Origin of the sequence: Bacillus piscicola, assembly GCF_022458745.1 — a bacterium.
In the GTDB taxonomy this organism is placed as follows: Bacteria; Bacillota; Bacilli; order Bacillales; family Marinococcaceae; genus Alteribacillus_A; species Alteribacillus_A piscicola.
The window spans coordinates 110,314-126,778 of sequence record NZ_JAJJJF010000005.1; the positions used below are offsets into that span (position 1 = coordinate 110,314).

Sequence of the window (16,465 nt, forward strand, 5' to 3'; positions counted from 1 at the left end):
GCATCTCTCCGGATACTGATATTTAAGGGAAAATCCAGCTCTTATATATAGGAAGAAAGCAGATAAAAAGAAATTTTATTGAATAAAAAATTTGTCATTTCCCGACAATATTAAAAAAAGGATGCGTGGGAATGACAAATAAAACAATTGTTTCTTTATGTGTCTTCATCGCCTTTCTGCTCGGAGGAGCGGTTGTCGATAACTACATTGATGAAAAACGAGAGGAAAAATTCAGCCCACAGCCAGACCCCCTTCTTTCCATTACAACTGAAAACAAAGTGAACAGATCATTAGAACCAAGAGAATACGTCATAATAAAAAGCCTTTCCGGTTAAAAAGGAAAGGCTGCATGTATGTGTAAACAATGGTAAGCGGAGCCCGCTAATGGGATCTGGTCATTTTAAATTCATGATGGTCTGTTAGAGAGCGTTTTTTTAATTCTTCTTCTATTAAAGAAATGAAATCTTGATTCAAATTCAATTGAAGGGCTTTCTCATAGGCTTCCAAGAGCAACTCATCCGATAAGTGTTCCATAAAAGAAAAACACCTCCTTAATCTGTTACATCCAAGCATCGATTCCATTGTATATAGTGTATCACTTTTTAATGAACAGAACAATCGTTCGTTTGTCCACATGACACCGTGGATAAACTGTTTATAATCGTTTGAAAAGTGTTTTTTAGTAGGTGAAATAAGGTTTTTATGTGTTGAAAAAGTTATCCACATTTTTGCCTGTCTTAAATTGTCGAAAGGTTTTGCTCATATTTTATCCTAATGTTTTCTGATTCCTTTATGTAGGGTGGTTCACAAAATGTCAATTAAGCGATATAATTTCTGTTTAGCAGGTTGTTCGGATAATAAACGATAAAAAGGGTGTCCTTGTGTGTTTAAGTTCTTTATACCTAATGAGTACATACCATCCGTTTTTAATTTAAACTTAGAGGATTTACATCAACGAAAGATTAAAGGAATCATCACCGATTTGGATAATACGCTCGTTGAATGGGACCGGCCGCAAGCAACACCAAAACTTCTTGAATGGCTGACCGAAGTGAAAAAGGAAGGATTTCAAGTTACGATCGTTTCCAATAACAATGAAAGTCGTGTTGGAACGTTCTCCAAACCTATGGGTATCGAGTTTATTCATTCGGCGAAAAAGCCGATGGGCAGGGCGTTCCGAAAAGCGTGTAAACAAATGGGTCTAAAAAAAGAGGAAGTTGTAGTTGTAGGTGATCAGGTGCTAACAGATGTGTTTGGAGGAAACAGGGCAGGGTTTTACACCGTTCTTGTTGTCCCGATCACTGCGACAGATGGTTTTTTAACGAGAATTAACCGCAGGATAGAAAGGCGAGTATTAAAGAAATTACGGGATAAAGGCCTTATACAGTGGGAGGAATAACATTGGTTTCTGACAATATCAAATGTGCCGGCTGCGGTGCTGACATTCAAACGAAAGAAGAGAATGCTGCAGGCTATACCCCTGCTTCTGCCTTGAAGCGCGAGGTCGTCATCTGTCAGCGCTGCTTTCGCTTAAAGCATTATAACGAAGTGCAGGATGTTCCCTTGGAAAATAGTGATTTTACAGAAAAACTACACGCCTTAGGGGAGCGTCAAGCATTAATTGTAAAAATAGTCGATGTCTTCGACTTTGAGGGAAGTTGGATTCCAGGTTTTCAGAGGTACGTCGGCAATAACGATGTACTGCTACTTGTTAACAAGACAGACTTGCTGCCCAAATCGACAAATGAGAAAAAGCTGAAAGATTGGATATGGAAAGCTGCAAGGGAACAAGGGCTCCGTCCCAAAGAAATACTGTTAATCAGCGCCGCTAAAAATAAAGCCATTGAACATGCCGCCGCCGCTATCGATAAGTTGCGTAAAGGTCAAGATGTTTATATTACAGGCTGTACAAATGTTGGCAAGTCCACTTTTATTAACAAGCTGATCGAGGAATTTGGAGGAGATGAAGAGCAGTTGATAACGACCTCTCATTTTCCAGGCACGACGTTGGATATGATCGATCTTCCACTTGACGATGGGAGCAAACTCTTTGATACTCCCGGGTTAATGAATGAGAAGCAGATAGCTCATTATATAAACGACAAAGAACTAAAGCTTATCACACCTAGAAAAGAGATCAAACCACGTATCTTCCAGCTGAGTGAAAAGCAAACCCTTTTTATCGGCGCTCTTGCCCGAATTGATTTTAAAAAAGGAATAGATAACTCCTTTGTCGTGTATGCAGCAAATGACTTGCATATTCATCGTACGAAATTGGAAAAAGCAGATAAACTGTACAACGAGCAGGCAGGTGATCTTTTATATCCTCCCGGCTCAGAAACGCTGAAGCAGCTGCCTGGTTTGTCAAAACACCCCTTTACGATAAAGAAAGAAAAAACGGATATTGTGATAGCGGGACTTGGCTGGGTGTCCGTTACAGCATCCGGTGCTGAGGTCGATGTTTATGCTCCAAAAGGAGTAGGCGTAACAATAAGAGAGGCGATTATCTAATGAACGTAGACCACAAAAGTGAGAAATTATTTGGTCTCATTGGTTTTCCAGTAGGGCATTCCATGTCGCCACTTATGCACAATCATCAATTTGCAAGCAATGGTCTTCCGTATGTATACCATGCTTTTTCAGTCGATCCTAGTGATCTAAGGGAAGCAGTCCTAGGTATGCAAGCTTTGGGATTCGCTGGTTTTAATGTAACGGTCCCTCATAAAGTTGAGGTGATGAAATACTTAGATAAAGTGGATGAAGAGGCGAAAGTGATTGGTGCCGTTAATACGGTCGTGAAAGAAGGCGATAAATGGGTCGGTTACAATACGGACGGAGCAGGTTATGTTGCTGCACTTCGCAAGCAGACAGGTGAGAAGCTACATGATTATCATGTCCTCATAGTGGGGGCGGGCGGCGCTGCCCGGGCAGTGGCCGCTGCTCTCGCAAACTACGGGGTTCGTACACTTACAATCACCAACCGAACCATTTCAAAGGCGCAGCTAATTTATGAAAAAATTCCAAACAAGGCGAACGTATTTGTTCGGACACTCACTGAAGCGGATAGAGATACTTCTCTATACGACCTGATAATCAATACTACGTCGATAGGGATGACACCGAATGTGAATGATATGCCTTGGCGGGCGGATCAGTTGAAAAAAGGCTGTTTGTGCAGTGACTTAATATATAATCCTATTAAGACCAAGTGGCTCCAGCAAGCGGAAAGTCAAGGCGCGGATATATTAAATGGCGTAGGAATGTTTGTTGAGCAAGGGGCCCTTGCTTTTGAAAAATGGACTGGAATAGTGCCAGACAGAGATGAAATGACTAAGAGTGTGATGGAACAGTTAGGAGGAGAATGATATTTTAACCGGGAAACAAAAACGTTTTTTACGTAAAAAAGCTCATACAATTAAACCTGTTTTTCAGATTGGGAAAGCTGGAGTTACCGCTAATTTAATCAAGCAAACAGCAGATGCGTTGGAGGCAAGAGAGCTGATCAAAATAAATATGCTCCAAAACTGTCTGGAAGATAAAAATGAAGCGGCAGCCGAGCTCGCAGCAGGTGCTTCGGCTGATATTGTCCAAGTAATTGGCAGTACAATCATCCTGTACAGGGAATCAGAGGAAAACAAGCAGATTGAATTGCCTTGATAAAGGGGAAAGAAAATGAGAGCAAAAATTGGTTTGCTGGGCGGAACGTTTGACCCTCCTCATTTGGGACACCTTATTATTGCACAGGAGGCACTGACCGCTCTTAAGTTGGATGAAGTATGGTTTATACCGGTATATACACCTCCTCATAAAACCCGAAAGTATATGGCGTCACCTGAAGAGCGGTTAGAAATGACAAAGCGTGCGGTGATCGATAATGCACAATTCCACGTTTCTGCTATCGAACTTGAGCGAAAAGGACCGTCTTACACGATAGATACGGTGAAAGCATTAAGAGCTAAGCGTCCTGAAGCTCAATTTCACTTTATAATCGGTGGAGACATGGCAGAACAGCTTCATACGTGGAAGGACATAGAAGAGTTGAAGCAAATGCTTACCTTTACAATTGCAGAACGTCCGGGTTTTCAGGCTCAGGTGAGAGATGGAGACGCTTTTCAATACATTGAAGTACCTCAGTTATCTATCTCTTCCACCATGATTAGGCAAAGACAAGAAATGGGGAGAAACCTTCGCTATATAGTGCCGGATTCAGTTAGGGAATTCATAGAGGAGAGGGAGTTGTATGGATAAAAAAACAGCACTTCAGTTAGTAAAACCTCATCTTACGAATCATCGCTATATCCATACAGTAGGTGTTTTAGAAACTGCAGTCAGTCTTGCGAAACGGGAAGGTTTGGCAATTGAAAAAGTGGAAACAGCTGCCATTTTTCATGATTACGCCAAATACAGGCCGGTCGATGAAATGCGTGATATCATTGTCAAGCAAGGCTGGGATGAGAAGTTTATTCGCTATAACGATGAATTGTTGCACGGGCCTGCAGGTACGTATCTTCTTGAGAAGGAAATCGGAATTACAGATAAAGAGATATTATCGGCAATTTTCTGGCATACTACAGGAAAACCAGCCATGAATGAACTGGAAAAAATTATTTTTTTGGCAGATTATATCGAACCGAATCGAAACTTTCCAGGTATAGAAAAAGTGAGAGAAGAAGCAGAAAACAGTCTTGACGGAGCAGTGATAATGGCGCTAAGAAACACCATTTCATTTTTAATGAAAAAAAATCAGCCGGTTTTTCCAGAGACGCTTTTTGCATATAATGATCTTATAGTAAAGTGGGAAGAACAAAATGTGAAAGGAAGAGGATAAGTATGGAAGCTAGCAGCCTTTTAGAGCTCGCTGCCCGTGCTGCTGACGACAAGAAAGCAGAGCAGCTCATTGCACTCGATATGAGAGGTATTTCGTTAATTGCGGATTATTTCTTAATCGGGCACGGACAATCCAATAAACAGGTGCAAGCTATTGCCCAGGAAATAAAGAAAAGGGCACAGGAACAAGATTATAATGTGAAGCGACTTGAAGGTTATGAAGAGGCGAAGTGGGTGCTGATTGATCTTGACGACGTGATTGTTCATATCTTTCATAAAGATGAACGCCACTATTATAACTTGGAAAAATTGTGGGGCGATGCAGCTGAAGTGAAGCTGGATAAAGTCTTTTCTTCGTAGGAGTGAATCTAATATGGCGTACACTGCATTCGCACAAGCTTATGATCAACTGATGGAAGGTGCCCCGTACGACGCCTGGACAGAATGGGTGATAGACGTATTTAAAAGGGAAGGGCTCCCTTTCCCAAAGGTTCTCGAAGCCGGCTGTGGGACAGGCACGATTCTTGAGTTACTTTTGGGCAAAGGCTTTCAGGTTGACGGTCTTGATCTGTCTGAGGAAATGCTTGCGGCGGCTGAGGCGAAATTAAACAGCAAGGGATTGCACCCGCTCCTCATGTGTCAAGATATGCGTTATTTCGACATAGGTACTTCCTATGACGTGATTCTCGTTTTATGTGATTCGCTTAACTATCTGACAACAGAGTCCGACGTGGAAAAAGCATTCCTTGCATTTCATCGTCACCTGACGGCAGAGGGGCTGCTCGTTTTTGACGTACATTCTCTTCATTATATCGAAAACATTCTTGCTGGGGTGACGATTGCTGATGCTGCAGATGATATCTCCTATATTTGGAAAACTTTTCTAACCGACATGCCGGGAGAGGTAGAGCATGAGCTTACTCTTTTTTTGGAGAGGCAAGGGCATACCTATGAGCGGTACGATGAACTTCACACCCAGCGTACTTTCTCTGTCAGCCAATATAACGTGTTGCTCGAAAAGACAGGCTTTACGATTCAAGGTGTATTTGCCGATTTTACCTTTACCGTGCCTACTAATGCGAGCGAACGGATTTTTTTCGTTGCCAAAAAGCTTCCCAAACAGACAGATACAGGCTATAATAAAGACAATTTATTATAAAAAAGACGGTTGCCCGTCTTTTTTATAAGGTATTATTTTTGGGCTTTTTTTTGGAAAATTTGCTGCATTTCATGTTGATCCGCTGCAAATTTCCGGTGTGTTTCCCGGAAAACATCCTCAAACATTCCTTCTCCGTATTTACTCAGAACACCGAGACCTTTGCCGGTTATCCCGCCAGGTACGTTTACTTTTTCCCTTAAACTGCGCAAATCGTAATGGCCCTGCTGAAGTAAGCGGCCGTAAGAAATCATCATTTTTTCCGCCAGTGTCTCCGCATCATCAAAAGAAATCGCTGTTTCTGACACTGCGGCATAAATTAACCGCTCAAGCAGATAGCTCATAAAAGCCGGTCCACAGCTTACAATATCACTGGAGACTCGCAGCGTAGTATCATCTATTTCCACTGGTTCCGAAAAAAGACTGATCCATTCACGGAAAGAAAACTTTTCCTCCTCACTCCATTTGCTCCCAAATGTTAATAACAAGGGTCCCTGTGTTGTTTTGTTTACAATGCTTGGTACCGTTCGGACTATTCGGCGCGGCGGCAATCGTTCAAGGTCTGATAATTTTACAGGGCTGGTTATCGTTGCTAAAAGATGATCTGCTGTCAAATGATTTTTTAAGTCGTCATAAATAGTTTCATAGTGGGGGGGGCGTACGCAAATGAAAATCGTGTCCGTTCTATTTATCAAATCGCTTATACTTTCCGCGATAGATAATTGTGGGAATTTATTTAGAAAAGAATGGCTTCGTTCTTTGTTGCGGTTCACAATCACAACATTCTCTTCCGGTACTGCGCCGCTTTCTATTAACACTTCTGTCAGCATTCCGCCCATATTACCAGTACCGATAATCCCTGCTTTTTTCACGATGGATCCCTCCTATTCTCCGTTTTAAATGACTTCCCCCTTCACTCTATGCCAAACATTTCTTGAATATGTGATTTTTAACTGATAGGAAAGGAGCTTACACGATGGAATGGAATAAAAAAATATATTTATACGCAGGTGCGGGGATACTTGTGTTAGTTGTTCTTGTACTAATCGTTCTTCCTAACAAAGAAGAGGAGAACATTCAGTCGTTCTTAACCGAAGAAGAATGGCCGTTGGGAATAACAGTTGACGGAGAAAAAGCGAGCGGTTCAGGTAAAGAGGAAAGCGAGAATGGTTTGATTGCTGTTGACGTAAAAGGAGAAGTCAACAAACCAGGTGTCTATGAGCTTTCGAATGAAAAACGAGTTATTGATGCGATTGATTTAGCTGGGGGTGTTACTGAAAACGGCAACCCGAACTCAGTTAATTTTGCAGAACGCCTGCGTGATGAAATGGTAGTGTATGTAGCAATAAAAGGAGACGAAGAGACTGGCGAAAGTACTGGAAAAGAGATAACAGGAAGCAGTGGGCAGAATGATAAGGTCAGGATTAATTACGCTGATGAAACAGAGCTTCAAACGCTGCCTAATATTGGGCCGGCTAAGTCAGCAGCTATTATTACATTTCGTGAGGAAAATGGTCAGTTCCAGAACAATGAGGACTTGTTACATGTACCAGGCATAGGAGAAAAGTCGCTTGAACAACTAACAGAATTAATTACCGTTAACTAATCGAATCAATTTCATAAGTACTTGATCAGATGATAAATACGAACAATATTATAAATAATTTATATACCATTCGTTGAACTCGTTATTCTTTATTGTTGATTGTAGCGGAAGGCGGCGACTCCAACGGGAACAGCACGAGTCCGGAAATCCTACAAAATGAGATGAAGGAACAAAGGCTAAGATCGCTACGCCCTGTGGCAACGCCTTTGTGACCAACATCCTGCTGGCCCGAGGCCGTGCCCGTGGAAAGCGTCCGCCTGCAGTGGAGATCAACTGTTCGATAGCATATTCGGATGTTCGTCTTATAACAACTGTAGTTGATTTATGAAATTGACTCAATCAGTAAGTATTTTGATAAAAATAGTTCCAATTAGAGGAGGCTTTTGATAATCTATTCAAGAAGGGATTTTTTTATTCGAAAGGAGAAAAGATGTATGGCAGAAGAAAATTGGAAATTAGAAACAAAAGCTGTTCACGCTGGACAAGAAATAGATCCTACTACACAATCCCGTGCGGTTCCGATTTATCAAACCACCTCTTACGGTTTTAAAGACACGGATCATGCTGCAAACTTATTCTCTCTCGCTGAACCAGGGAATATCTATTCACGGATTATGAATCCGACCCAGGACGTTTTTGAAAAAAGAATGACTGAATTAGAAGGTGGAGTTGGAGCACTTGCTACGGCAAGCGGAAGTTCAGCTATTCACCTTGCGATTCTAAACATTTGTGAGGCAGGAGATGAAATTGTTGCCTCTAGCGGTCTTTACGGTGGAACGTACAATATGTTTGTACATACTCTCCCTAAAATGGGGATAAACGTTCACTTAGTGAGCGGCAGGGCTCCGGAGGATTTTGCTGAAAAAATCACAAACAAAACAAAGCTTGTGTTTGCGGAGATGATCGGAAATCCGAATGGAGATGTACTGGATATAGAAAATATAGCTGCAGTCGCGCACGATAAAGGTATTCCGCTAATGGTTGATGCTACTGTAGTAACTCCTGCATTATGCCGTCCAATTGAGCACGGGGCTGATATCGTTGTGCACTCGGCAACGAAATTCATCGGTGGCCATGGAACGTCAATGGGGGGGATTATCGTAGATTCAGGGAAGTTTGACTGGACGAACGGTAATTTTCCATCTATGACTGAACCTGATCCGAGTTATCATGGGCTTGTCTATACGGAAGCTCTTGGTGAACTCGCGTATATAATGAAAGCCCGTGTTCAGTTAATGCGGGATTTAGGACCGACCATTGCACCGTTTAACTCCTTTTTACTGTTACAAGGACTGGAAACGATGCATTTACGTATGGAACGTCATTGTGAAAACGCCTTAAAAGTAGCAAAACATTTAGCAGAGCATCCAAATGTTGAATGGGTTAATTATCCTGGGCTGTCTTCACACCGAACCTACGATCAAGCCGAAAAGTATTTACCGAACGGAAAGGGTGCAATTCTCACATTTGGCATAAAAGGGGGAATAGAGGAAGGCAAGAAGTTCATAAATGCTTGCCGCCTGCATTCTCACTTAGCTAATATTGGAGACGCTAAGTCATTGGTGATTCATCCGGCCAGCACGACTCATCAGCAGCTGGATGAAGAAGGACTCGCATCGGCAGGCGTCTCGCCTGAGTTGATCCGTCTTTCTATTGGCATCGAACATATCGATGACATCATTGGAGATATTGACCAGGCTCTTGAAAAAAGCCAGCAATAAGGCGGATATACATGCATCTATATGAGTGAGGGTATACTTTCCCTCACTGTATTTTTGCATGGAGTTTACGGGAACTGGGGTGAAAACCGATTGAAAAATAATGAATTGTTATGTGCAGCCGGTGTAGTAGCAGCCATGACACTTTCATTTAGCGGCTTCTCGAAGGGCATTGTCATGTTTTCTATCTTCCTGATATTACTTAGTATTCTGTTATTGAACCGGAAAGCATTTCTAATTTTAATCGGTTTAGGAGTATTGTTTTTTCTGCGTACGGAGTGGGTTACCTACCATACTGACACCCAGCTGACCGGTAATGAATCAGTATTGTCAGGAGTCATCACAGAGGGTCCCTACCGAGACGGAGACCGTGCTCAACTGCAGATCACCTTGCCAAAAAAAGAGCGCCTGCTCGTCAATCTTTCGCTATCTCGTGAATCAGATATACGTACGTTACATTCTTTATCTCCAGGAACTGTCTGCTCCATCCGTGGTACCCTTACTTCCCCTTCTTCCGCTTCGAATTTCTATTCTTTTGATTATTCCCACTACTTACGAACCCAGTCGATATTTTGGACGTATGACGTTGCCTCTTTAGACGAAATGAGCTGTATAAAGAAAAGCAACTTCACTATTTATACGATCAAAAAATGGCGCCACTTTGGGCTACAGTATCTAGATCAGCATTTTCCGGAACCTTTTAAAGGATTAGCAGCTGCCCTTATTTTTGGGGAACGACATTTTCTGCATCCTGATATTGAAAAGATGTACCAAAAATTAGGACTCATTCATGTCTTAGCTGTTTCTGGTATGCATGTGGCTATTATTTCTGGTGTGCTGTTTTATAGTTTGCTGCGAATCGGCGTAATTCGGGAACATGCAGAAACTGTTTTACTGTTCTTGCTTCCGTTGTATGCTGTGGCTGCCGGAGGGGCCCCTTCTGTTATCCGTGCAGTATCATTAGTCATGACATTTCTCGTTCTGCAGAAAATGCGTTTGGATATCAATCCGTTTAAGTGGCTGGTGTCTGTTGCGCTAATCCTTCTCTTTCTTAACCCCTACTATCTCTTTCATATCGGCTTTCAATTATCATTTCTAATTAGTGGAAGTCTGTTATTATCCTGGCCGATCTTTAATCAACTCCCTACAAAATATGCACCAGTTATGGTCACTTTTGTAAGTCAGGTGGCAGCCTTCCCTGTACTCCTTTTCCATTTTCGTGAATTTTCCTTTCTTAGTTTCGGGTTAAACTTGCTAATTGTTCCGTTTATATCACTTTTCGTGCTTCCCTCCGCTTTTTTCCTTTTTGGACTCTCCTTTCTTCCCATGAGAATCAGTCAGGTTGCGATTCCATTTATTAATGGCTTTTTAGAACTTGTTCACCGTTTGTTGAAGAGTGCCTATCATTGGAATGGATTACAGCTTATATTTGGAAAACCGTCTTTGATAGTCGTTTGCATGCTATTTTTATGCATCTTTTGGTTATTTTATCGTGTTGAACATTACGGCCTCAGCAAAAAAATCATTATTCCTATCGTTTTAGCGACATGTATCTGTGTTTTTCACATCGTCTTTCCGTACTTTCGCGCCGTTGGATACGTAACAATATTAGATGTAGGTCAAGGAGACAGCATATTAATTGAATTACCATTTCGTAGGGCGGTTTACTTGATTGACGGCGGTGGTACTGTACTTTTTCCGAAAGAGAAGTGGGCAGAACGCCGTAATGTATATGATCCCGGTGCGAATACGGTCGTACCGTTTCTAAAGGCAAAAGGGATACGGACAATTGATAAGTTGATCGTCAGTCACGGTCATAAGGACCATTATGGGGGTCTTCCTGCGGTCTTGGAAGAAATAGAAGTGAAAGAGATGGTGTATGCAAAGGGGAACGAATTTGAGCCAGAAGAGCTTCGTTTTTTGTACTCTGTAAGGAAGCAAAATCTACCAATTGCATGGGTGGAAGACGGTGATTTTTGGGAAAGTGGTAAAGCTGTATTCCGGGTGTTGTGGCCGGAAGGGGGTGTGAAGTCGGGCAACAATCGTTCCATCGTACTGTGGGCTCATTTTGGAGGCAGCAGCTGGTTATTTACAGGAGATCTTGAAGAAGAAGGGGAGCGGGCTATTTTGCATAGATATCCGATGCTCCAAGCAGATCTGTTGAAGGTTGGCCACCACGGAAGCCGTACGTCATCAACCGAGCCCTTCATTCAGCAAGTGAATCCTGTAGCCGCGTTTATTTCTGCGGGACGCTGCAGTCGTTTTGGTCACCCTCATGTAGAAACGTTGGAGACATTGGCTAATCAGAAATCAAAAGTTTTCCGCACAGACTTGCAAGGAGCAATTCAAATTACTTTTAGTGACAGCCAAGTGCTCAACGTGGAATCATATCTGTCTCCCCCAGCACGTTATGAATGCCCTTAAAAATAAAAAAACCTTGTTATGCTCAGTGCAACAAGGTTTTTTCGTGGTAATTAATTAAGAAAACTTACCGGCAACATCTACAACCGTAGCAATCACGAAAATTAATGTAAAGAAAACAAATGAGGCAACAAATGCTACAACGGCATCGTTAAAATCATTTCTCTTACATTGGACGTCCTTTTCAAACGGATTCTCGAACTCATTCACAGCTCTTCCCTCCTCGCTGTAAGCATCCCTTTTAGTATAAGACAAGTTTTTTAAAAAATCCACTTTCCCTAAAAAAATGTCCAGAAATGACTGTAAGAAGACAGGGAAAAACAGCCAGCCATATTGTCAAGAGTTGTCACCTATAAGGATTACCTACATAGGATAACATAAAAGAGAGAAGCCAAACACCGTTAGTGAAAAGGGTTCCTAGGCCTTTTTATTAACGTTTATTATAAATGGAAAGCACCTTTATAACGGTGCTTTCCTTTTCTCTTTTGCCCTTTCAGGATTGCAAAAAGGAAAGCTGTTCGCTACGATGAAGATGAATAAAAAAATTACAGGTCGGAGTGCCACATTATGAATTATTTAGAGCTTGCAAGGAAGATTCAGCAGAAAACCATTGATCCGTTATATTTGCTGTATGGTCCGGAAGATTTTTTCATTAAAGATATTACGGAAAAAATCGTTTCGGCAGCTTTACCTCCTGAAGAACTCGATTTTAATTATTCCATTTTTGATATGAAAGAGACACCAGTTGAAGTTGCGGTAGCAGAGGGAGAGACTCTTCCGTTTTTTGGGGAAAAAAGGGTAGTCCTTGTAAAGAACTGTTATTTTTTGACGGCAGTCAAGCAAAAGAATGACATTGAGCATAATCTGCCTCTTTTTGAAAGATATATAGCCAACCCTTTTCAAGAGACCGTGATGATCGTTACAGTTCCCCATGAAAAATTAGATGAACGTAAAAAAATAGTAAAGGCATTAAAAAAACATGGCACGGTTTTAGAAGCTTTTCCTTTCAATGGCAGGGATATGCAAGAATGGCTGGCTGCGTTTTATGCGGAGAGGCAATTGCATATCACGGTTGACGCAAAGGAAAGGCTTATGCAGTTAGCGGGACAGGATATGAACAGGCTCATATCTGAGAGCGAGAAATTGTCTTTGTATGCAGGAGAAGAAAGGGAAATTACAGCAGGTATGGTAAATGAACTTGTTCCGAGGAATTTAGAGAATAACATTTTTGACTTGGTTGATCATGTAGTGCGCGGCCGTGCGGAGCAAGCTTTTCGCGTGTATTATGACTTGTTGAAACAAAATGAGGAGCCGGTCAAAATTTTAACTTTATTAGCAAGGCAGTTTCGGATGATTCTCCACGTTACCCAATTGAAGCGAAAAGGATATTCTCGGCAGAAAATAGCGGCCCAGCTAAAAGTGCATCCTTATGCAGTGAAAATAGCTGAAGCCCAGTCCCCTTTATTTACCGAACAAAAGCTGAAGGAGATCTTAATAGAACTGGCTGATGCCGATTATGAAATCAAAACCGGTAAAATGGCAAAATCACTGCGCCTTGAAATGAGCATTTCGCGCTTCATGCATGTTACATAATAAAAAACGACTCGGCGGGAGTCGTTTTTTTATTATTGCGCGATTTCGTTTAAGCGTTGTTGCATTTTAGATATATGGCGAGCTGCATTGTTTTTATGAATCATGTTTTTGCCAGCTGCCTTATCAAGTTTCTTCTCCGCAAGGATAAAAAGCTGTTTTGCTTCTTCCACATTGCTGCTGTCTGCCTTTTTGTAAAACTCCTTGATAGCGGAACGCATAGATGTCTTGAACGCTTGTTGTTTAACGCGCTTCGTCTCATTTGTAAGTACACGCTTTTTTGCAGATTTAATATTAGCCACATCGGTCACCTCCTTCAATCCGTCCATGTAAACGAATTGGATCACAAGAGGATTCTATCAAAAAACAGGAAGTTGCGCAACAGGAGAATAAAACGTAAAAGATTTCTCATAATAAGATTAAAAGCGAGTTTCTTTAGAGAAAGCAGGTGCTGCTATGAAGGAAAATCTTGACCTTTCCGCGTTTGCTGTTAGAACGGATTTAGCCATTGAAGAAAAAGAGCTTCTTGATGAGAAAGAGACGGAATCAACCCAGAGAAGCGAAGGTAGAAAGGGAATTATTGTTCAAGAAAAAGAAGCAGATGGTGTCAAGATAACAAAAGTAAAGATAGATAAAAATGGGGCAGAAAAGACTGGTAAAAAACCAGGAGAGTATATTACTTTTGAGGCACAGGGAATAAGAAGGCAGGACACAGAGCTCCAACAAGTGGTAGAAAAAGTTTTTGCTTCCGAGTTTGCCGCTTTTTTGAAACAAATCGGGATAGGGGAACAAGCATCTTGTTTAATTACGGGGCTTGGCAACTGGAATGTGACCCCGGATGCACTCGGGCCGATGGTTGTTGATAAATTGGTTATTACAAGACATTTATTCGAAGAAGCACCGGAACAAGTAGATAAAGGATTTCGTCCGGTAAGTGCTTTTTCTCCCGGGGTTATGGGGATGACGGGTTTTGAAACAGGGGATACAATCTCTGCTGTAGTCGATAAAACAAAGCCTGATTTTGTCATTGCAATTGATGCGCTCGCGTCAAGGTCAGTAGAGAGGGTCAACACTACGATTCAAATATCCAATACTGGGATTCATCCTGGTTCGGGTGTAGGCAATAAACGTAAAGAATTAAGTGAAGAAACGTTGGGAGTTCCTGTTATTGCCATCGGGATTCCGACTGTAGTAGACGCTGTTTCTATTACGAGTGATACGATTGACTTTATATTAAAACATCTGGGCAAAGAAATGAAGACGAAAGATTCTGCTAGAAAGGCCCTAACTCCTGCTGGTATGGTGTTTGGTGAGAAAACGAAACTAACGGAAGAAGACCTGCCTGTGAAAGAACAACGCAAAGCAATGCTCGGTATGGTCGGGGAACTTGAAGAATATGATAAAAGGCAACTCATAAAAGAGGTACTTGCTCCAATGGGGCACAATTTAATGGTCACTCCAAAGGAAGTAGATGTTTTTATGAGCGACATGGCAAATGTCATTGCAGAAGGACTAAATGCAGCCCTCCATGACAGTATATCTCAGCACAGTACCGGCACTTATACGAAATAAAACAGCTTGGTGTAAAAACCGAGCTGTTTTTTCTTTTCCTCAGTTCTAATCTATTAGTTTTTTCTCATAGAGTAGAGAGTGAGGAGGAGGAAAAGATGCCACACAAAAAAAGAAAACAAATGTCAGGACAAAAGCGGACAAGCTTGAAGAAAATCATCCTAGCCGGTTTAACCGGGTATTTATTTATTATGTTTTTTATAACTGTTATAACGTCTGTCCAGCAAGATCATTATTTTTCCTCCAGACAGCTGCATTCGTGGAGTACGAACGTACAGAAGGAATTGCTGGCTGCTTTTTTCACTTATGAAAACAGGTATTTTCAAACTTCGGTGGAGGTTCCCAAACCGAATATATCCAGTATGTTGTTTGAATTTGTTACAAGGTTTAATGTTCAGGATCCGCGTACGCTGTTCCGCAGTGAGCTCCCGGGATTTGCGACATTTGACGGCCGAATTATCGTTGCCGGAGACGGCACGGACTTTACCACGATGCCGATTGAATCAGCTCCCCCTTTAGAGGTACTGCTAGAGGAAAGGAAAGCGACGACAAAACGGTTGGAAATCGCAGACGACGATAAAAGTGAAGGGGAAACATCCACAGATGGTGCGGTAGCCCACATCATTTCCACGCACAGTCGTGAATCTTACCTGCCAGAGCTGGAATCAACAGATGTAGCTTTTCATCCAGATGTGAATGTCACATTAGTGGGCGACCGGTTAGGAAAGAAATTAAAGGAATACGGAATTGGTACAGATGTTGATAAAACAGACATTGAGAAAAAATTGCACGAAGCCGGAAAGAAATTTCCTGCATCGTATGATATGTCCCGTGAAGTGATTCAGAGTGCCATCTCTAATAACGATAAATTGGAAATGTTTTTTGATATTCATCGAGATTCCCAGCCCCGAGAAATAACAACAGTCACGATTAACAATGAAACAATGGCAAGAACGATGTTTGTAATCGGTGAAAATAATCCTCATTTTGAAAAAAACCTGGCAATGGCAAAGGAAATCAATCAAAAGCTAGATGATAAATACCCCGGCTTAAGCCGCGGGGTCATTACAAAAGGAGGCGCAGGATCCAACGGTCGCTATAATCAAGATCTTTCGGAGAAATCGATCCTTATTGAAATGGGCGGAAAGGATAATACGCTGGAGGAAGTGTACAGGACAGCAGATATTATGGCGGAAGTAATTAGTGAATATTATTGGGAAGGAAAAGCGGAACCAGTGAAAGGGGATGAAAAAGAATGAGGGGCATTGTTATGTTACTAAGTGCGGCGGTTTTATTTTTAAGCGGGCTGATGACAGGCTATCAACAAGCACAAAGCACCTTGCTGGACACCACGACCCTGCGTGTTGCAGAACAAGTGAAAGATGTAGACCAGGAGGTGAAAGAAACTGAACAAGAAAGCAACTTAAAGATAGATTTATTAGAAAGACAAAAAAGGCTAAAAGAAACGCAAACCGAGAATATTTTTTCAAAAATTGGCCAGTCTCTCGATTTTTTCAAGTAGGCACCTTCCGACAAGCAGGTAATAATGGTTCACTTGGAAAACGGTAAATAGTAAAC

20 protein-coding genes are annotated in these 16,465 nt (G+C 41.7%); 16 read left to right on the forward strand and 4 right to left on the reverse strand.

What is annotated here, in order from left to right; genetic code table 11:
• Positions 1-131: 131 nt before the first annotated feature.
• On the forward strand, positions 132-335 hold the full coding sequence (locus LOR49_RS10385) for a hypothetical protein (RefSeq protein WP_240376529.1): 204 nt from the start codon (positions 132-134) through the stop codon (positions 333-335).
• A 46-nt stretch (positions 336-381) separates the two neighbouring features.
• On the opposite strand, the gene LOR49_RS10390 is transcribed toward LOR49_RS10385, so the two are convergent.
• Complete coding sequence (locus LOR49_RS10390) at positions 382-534, reverse strand: sporulation histidine kinase inhibitor Sda (RefSeq protein WP_240376531.1); 153 nt, start codon at positions 532-534, stop codon at positions 382-384.
• Between the two features lie 349 nt (positions 535-883).
• Here LOR49_RS10390 and LOR49_RS10395 point away from each other — a divergent pair, with 349 nt between their 5' ends.
• From LOR49_RS10395 to LOR49_RS10430, 8 genes are read left to right on the forward strand one after another with little or no spacing between them, the layout of a single operon-like run.
• A complete protein-coding gene (locus LOR49_RS10395) occupies positions 884-1,399 on the forward strand; it encodes a YqeG family HAD IIIA-type phosphatase (RefSeq protein ID WP_240376533.1) in 516 nt (171 codons plus the stop codon).
• A 2-nt stretch (positions 1,400-1,401) separates the two neighbouring features.
• On the forward strand, positions 1,402-2,511 hold the full coding sequence (gene yqeH / locus LOR49_RS10400; protein WP_240376535.1) for a ribosome biogenesis GTPase YqeH: 1,110 nt from the start codon (positions 1,402-1,404) through the stop codon (positions 2,509-2,511).
• The gene (gene aroE, locus LOR49_RS10405; RefSeq protein ID WP_240376536.1) at positions 2,511-3,365 is read left to right on the forward strand and encodes a shikimate dehydrogenase; all 855 of its coding nucleotides are present in this window, start codon (positions 2,511-2,513) and stop codon (positions 3,363-3,365) included. The genes yqeH and aroE overlap by 1 nt, the downstream gene beginning before the upstream one ends.
• A 1-nt stretch (position 3,366) precedes the next feature.
• Positions 3,367-3,657: a ribosome assembly RNA-binding protein YhbY gene (gene yhbY / locus LOR49_RS10410; RefSeq protein WP_240376659.1), complete on the forward strand. Its 291-nt coding sequence runs from the start codon at positions 3,367-3,369 to the stop codon at positions 3,655-3,657.
• 15 nt (positions 3,658-3,672) lie between these two features.
• The gene (locus LOR49_RS10415) at positions 3,673-4,248 is read left to right on the forward strand and encodes a nicotinate-nucleotide adenylyltransferase (RefSeq protein ID WP_240376538.1); all 576 of its coding nucleotides are present in this window, start codon (positions 3,673-3,675) and stop codon (positions 4,246-4,248) included.
• Positions 4,241-4,828 carry a bis(5'-nucleosyl)-tetraphosphatase (symmetrical) YqeK gene (gene yqeK, locus LOR49_RS10420; protein ID WP_240376539.1) on the forward strand — a complete coding sequence of 196 codons (588 nt, stop codon included), beginning with the start codon at positions 4,241-4,243 and terminating at the stop codon, positions 4,826-4,828. The genes LOR49_RS10415 and yqeK overlap by 8 nt, the downstream gene beginning before the upstream one ends.
• A 2-nt stretch (positions 4,829-4,830) precedes the next feature.
• Positions 4,831-5,187 (forward strand): ribosome silencing factor, encoded by a 357-nt coding sequence (gene rsfS, locus LOR49_RS10425; RefSeq protein ID WP_240376541.1) that lies wholly within the window; start codon positions 4,831-4,833, stop codon positions 5,185-5,187.
• 13 nt (positions 5,188-5,200) lie between these two features.
• On the forward strand, positions 5,201-5,986 hold the full coding sequence (locus LOR49_RS10430) for a class I SAM-dependent DNA methyltransferase (protein WP_240376543.1): 786 nt from the start codon (positions 5,201-5,203) through the stop codon (positions 5,984-5,986).
• A gap of 32 nt (positions 5,987-6,018) precedes the next feature.
• On the opposite strand, the gene comER is transcribed toward LOR49_RS10430, so the two are convergent.
• Positions 6,019-6,855 carry a late competence protein ComER gene (gene comER, locus LOR49_RS10435; RefSeq protein ID WP_240376544.1) on the reverse strand — a complete coding sequence of 279 codons (837 nt, stop codon included), beginning with the start codon at positions 6,853-6,855 and terminating at the stop codon, positions 6,019-6,021.
• A gap of 104 nt (positions 6,856-6,959) precedes the next feature.
• On the opposite strand from comER, the gene LOR49_RS10440 reads away from it, so the two are divergent.
• The 3 genes from LOR49_RS10440 to LOR49_RS10450 all read left to right on the forward strand — a co-directional run bounded on the left by LOR49_RS10440 (position 6,960) and on the right by LOR49_RS10450 (position 11,731).
• Positions 6,960-7,589 carry a helix-hairpin-helix domain-containing protein gene (locus LOR49_RS10440; RefSeq protein WP_240376546.1) on the forward strand — a complete coding sequence of 210 codons (630 nt, stop codon included), beginning with the start codon at positions 6,960-6,962 and terminating at the stop codon, positions 7,587-7,589.
• A 434-nt stretch (positions 7,590-8,023) separates the two neighbouring features.
• Positions 8,024-9,310, forward strand: coding sequence for a homocysteine synthase (locus LOR49_RS10445; protein ID WP_240376548.1), 1,287 nt, complete (start codon positions 8,024-8,026; stop codon positions 9,308-9,310).
• A 90-nt stretch (positions 9,311-9,400) separates the two neighbouring features.
• The gene (locus LOR49_RS10450) at positions 9,401-11,731 is read left to right on the forward strand and encodes a DNA internalization-related competence protein ComEC/Rec2 (protein ID WP_240376550.1); all 2,331 of its coding nucleotides are present in this window, start codon (positions 9,401-9,403) and stop codon (positions 11,729-11,731) included.
• Between the two features lie 54 nt (positions 11,732-11,785).
• On the opposite strand, the gene LOR49_RS10455 is transcribed toward LOR49_RS10450, so the two are convergent.
• The gene (locus tag LOR49_RS10455; RefSeq protein WP_240376552.1) at positions 11,786-11,938 is read right to left on the reverse strand and encodes a YqzM family protein; all 153 of its coding nucleotides are present in this window, start codon (positions 11,936-11,938) and stop codon (positions 11,786-11,788) included.
• Between the two features lie 357 nt (positions 11,939-12,295).
• On the opposite strand from LOR49_RS10455, the gene holA reads away from it, so the two are divergent.
• Entirely contained in the window at positions 12,296-13,321 is a 1,026-nt protein-coding gene (gene holA, locus LOR49_RS10460) for a DNA polymerase III subunit delta (RefSeq protein ID WP_240376554.1), read from the forward strand.
• A gap of 32 nt (positions 13,322-13,353) precedes the next feature.
• On the opposite strand, the gene rpsT is transcribed toward holA, so the two are convergent.
• Positions 13,354-13,620 (reverse strand): 30S ribosomal protein S20, encoded by a 267-nt coding sequence (gene rpsT, locus LOR49_RS10465; protein ID WP_240376560.1) that lies wholly within the window; start codon positions 13,618-13,620, stop codon positions 13,354-13,356.
• A 154-nt stretch (positions 13,621-13,774) separates the two neighbouring features.
• On the opposite strand from rpsT, the gene gpr reads away from it, so the two are divergent.
• The 3 genes from gpr to LOR49_RS10480 all read left to right on the forward strand — a co-directional run bounded on the left by gpr (position 13,775) and on the right by LOR49_RS10480 (position 16,409).
• A complete protein-coding gene (gpr, locus tag LOR49_RS10470; protein WP_240376561.1) occupies positions 13,775-14,890 on the forward strand; it encodes a GPR endopeptidase in 1,116 nt (371 codons plus the stop codon).
• Between the two features lie 95 nt (positions 14,891-14,985).
• Positions 14,986-16,146, forward strand: a complete 1,161-nt coding sequence (gene spoIIP / locus LOR49_RS10475) for a stage II sporulation protein P (RefSeq protein ID WP_240376563.1) — start codon at positions 14,986-14,988, stop codon at positions 16,144-16,146.
• The gene (locus tag LOR49_RS10480; RefSeq protein WP_240376565.1) at positions 16,143-16,409 is read left to right on the forward strand and encodes a hypothetical protein; all 267 of its coding nucleotides are present in this window, start codon (positions 16,143-16,145) and stop codon (positions 16,407-16,409) included. The genes spoIIP and LOR49_RS10480 overlap by 4 nt, the downstream gene beginning before the upstream one ends.
• Positions 16,410-16,465: the final 56 nt, after the last annotated feature.

Coding starts and splice junctions, on each gene's coding strand:
- LOR49_RS10385 (WP_240376529.1), top strand. CDS start 132: ATGACAAATAAAACAATTGTTTCTTTATGTGTCTTCATCGCCTTTCTG.
- LOR49_RS10390 (WP_240376531.1), bottom strand. CDS start 534: ATGGAACACTTATCGGATGAGTTGCTCTTGGAAGCCTATGAGAAAGCC.
- aroE (WP_240376536.1), top strand. CDS start 2,511: ATGAACGTAGACCACAAAAGTGAGAAATTATTTGGTCTCATTGGTTTT.
- LOR49_RS10415 (WP_240376538.1), top strand. CDS start 3,673: ATGAGAGCAAAAATTGGTTTGCTGGGCGGAACGTTTGACCCTCCTCAT.
- yqeK (WP_240376539.1), top strand. CDS start 4,241: ATGGATAAAAAAACAGCACTTCAGTTAGTAAAACCTCATCTTACGAAT.
- rsfS (WP_240376541.1), top strand. CDS start 4,831: ATGGAAGCTAGCAGCCTTTTAGAGCTCGCTGCCCGTGCTGCTGACGAC.
- LOR49_RS10430 (WP_240376543.1), top strand. CDS start 5,201: ATGGCGTACACTGCATTCGCACAAGCTTATGATCAACTGATGGAAGGT.
- LOR49_RS10440 (WP_240376546.1), top strand. CDS start 6,960: ATGGAATGGAATAAAAAAATATATTTATACGCAGGTGCGGGGATACTT.
- LOR49_RS10445 (WP_240376548.1), top strand. CDS start 8,024: ATGGCAGAAGAAAATTGGAAATTAGAAACAAAAGCTGTTCACGCTGGA.
- holA (WP_240376554.1), top strand. CDS start 12,296: ATGAATTATTTAGAGCTTGCAAGGAAGATTCAGCAGAAAACCATTGAT.
- gpr (WP_240376561.1), top strand. CDS start 13,775: ATGAAGGAAAATCTTGACCTTTCCGCGTTTGCTGTTAGAACGGATTTA.
- spoIIP (WP_240376563.1), top strand. CDS start 14,986: ATGCCACACAAAAAAAGAAAACAAATGTCAGGACAAAAGCGGACAAGC.
- LOR49_RS10480 (WP_240376565.1), top strand. CDS start 16,143: ATGAGGGGCATTGTTATGTTACTAAGTGCGGCGGTTTTATTTTTAAGC.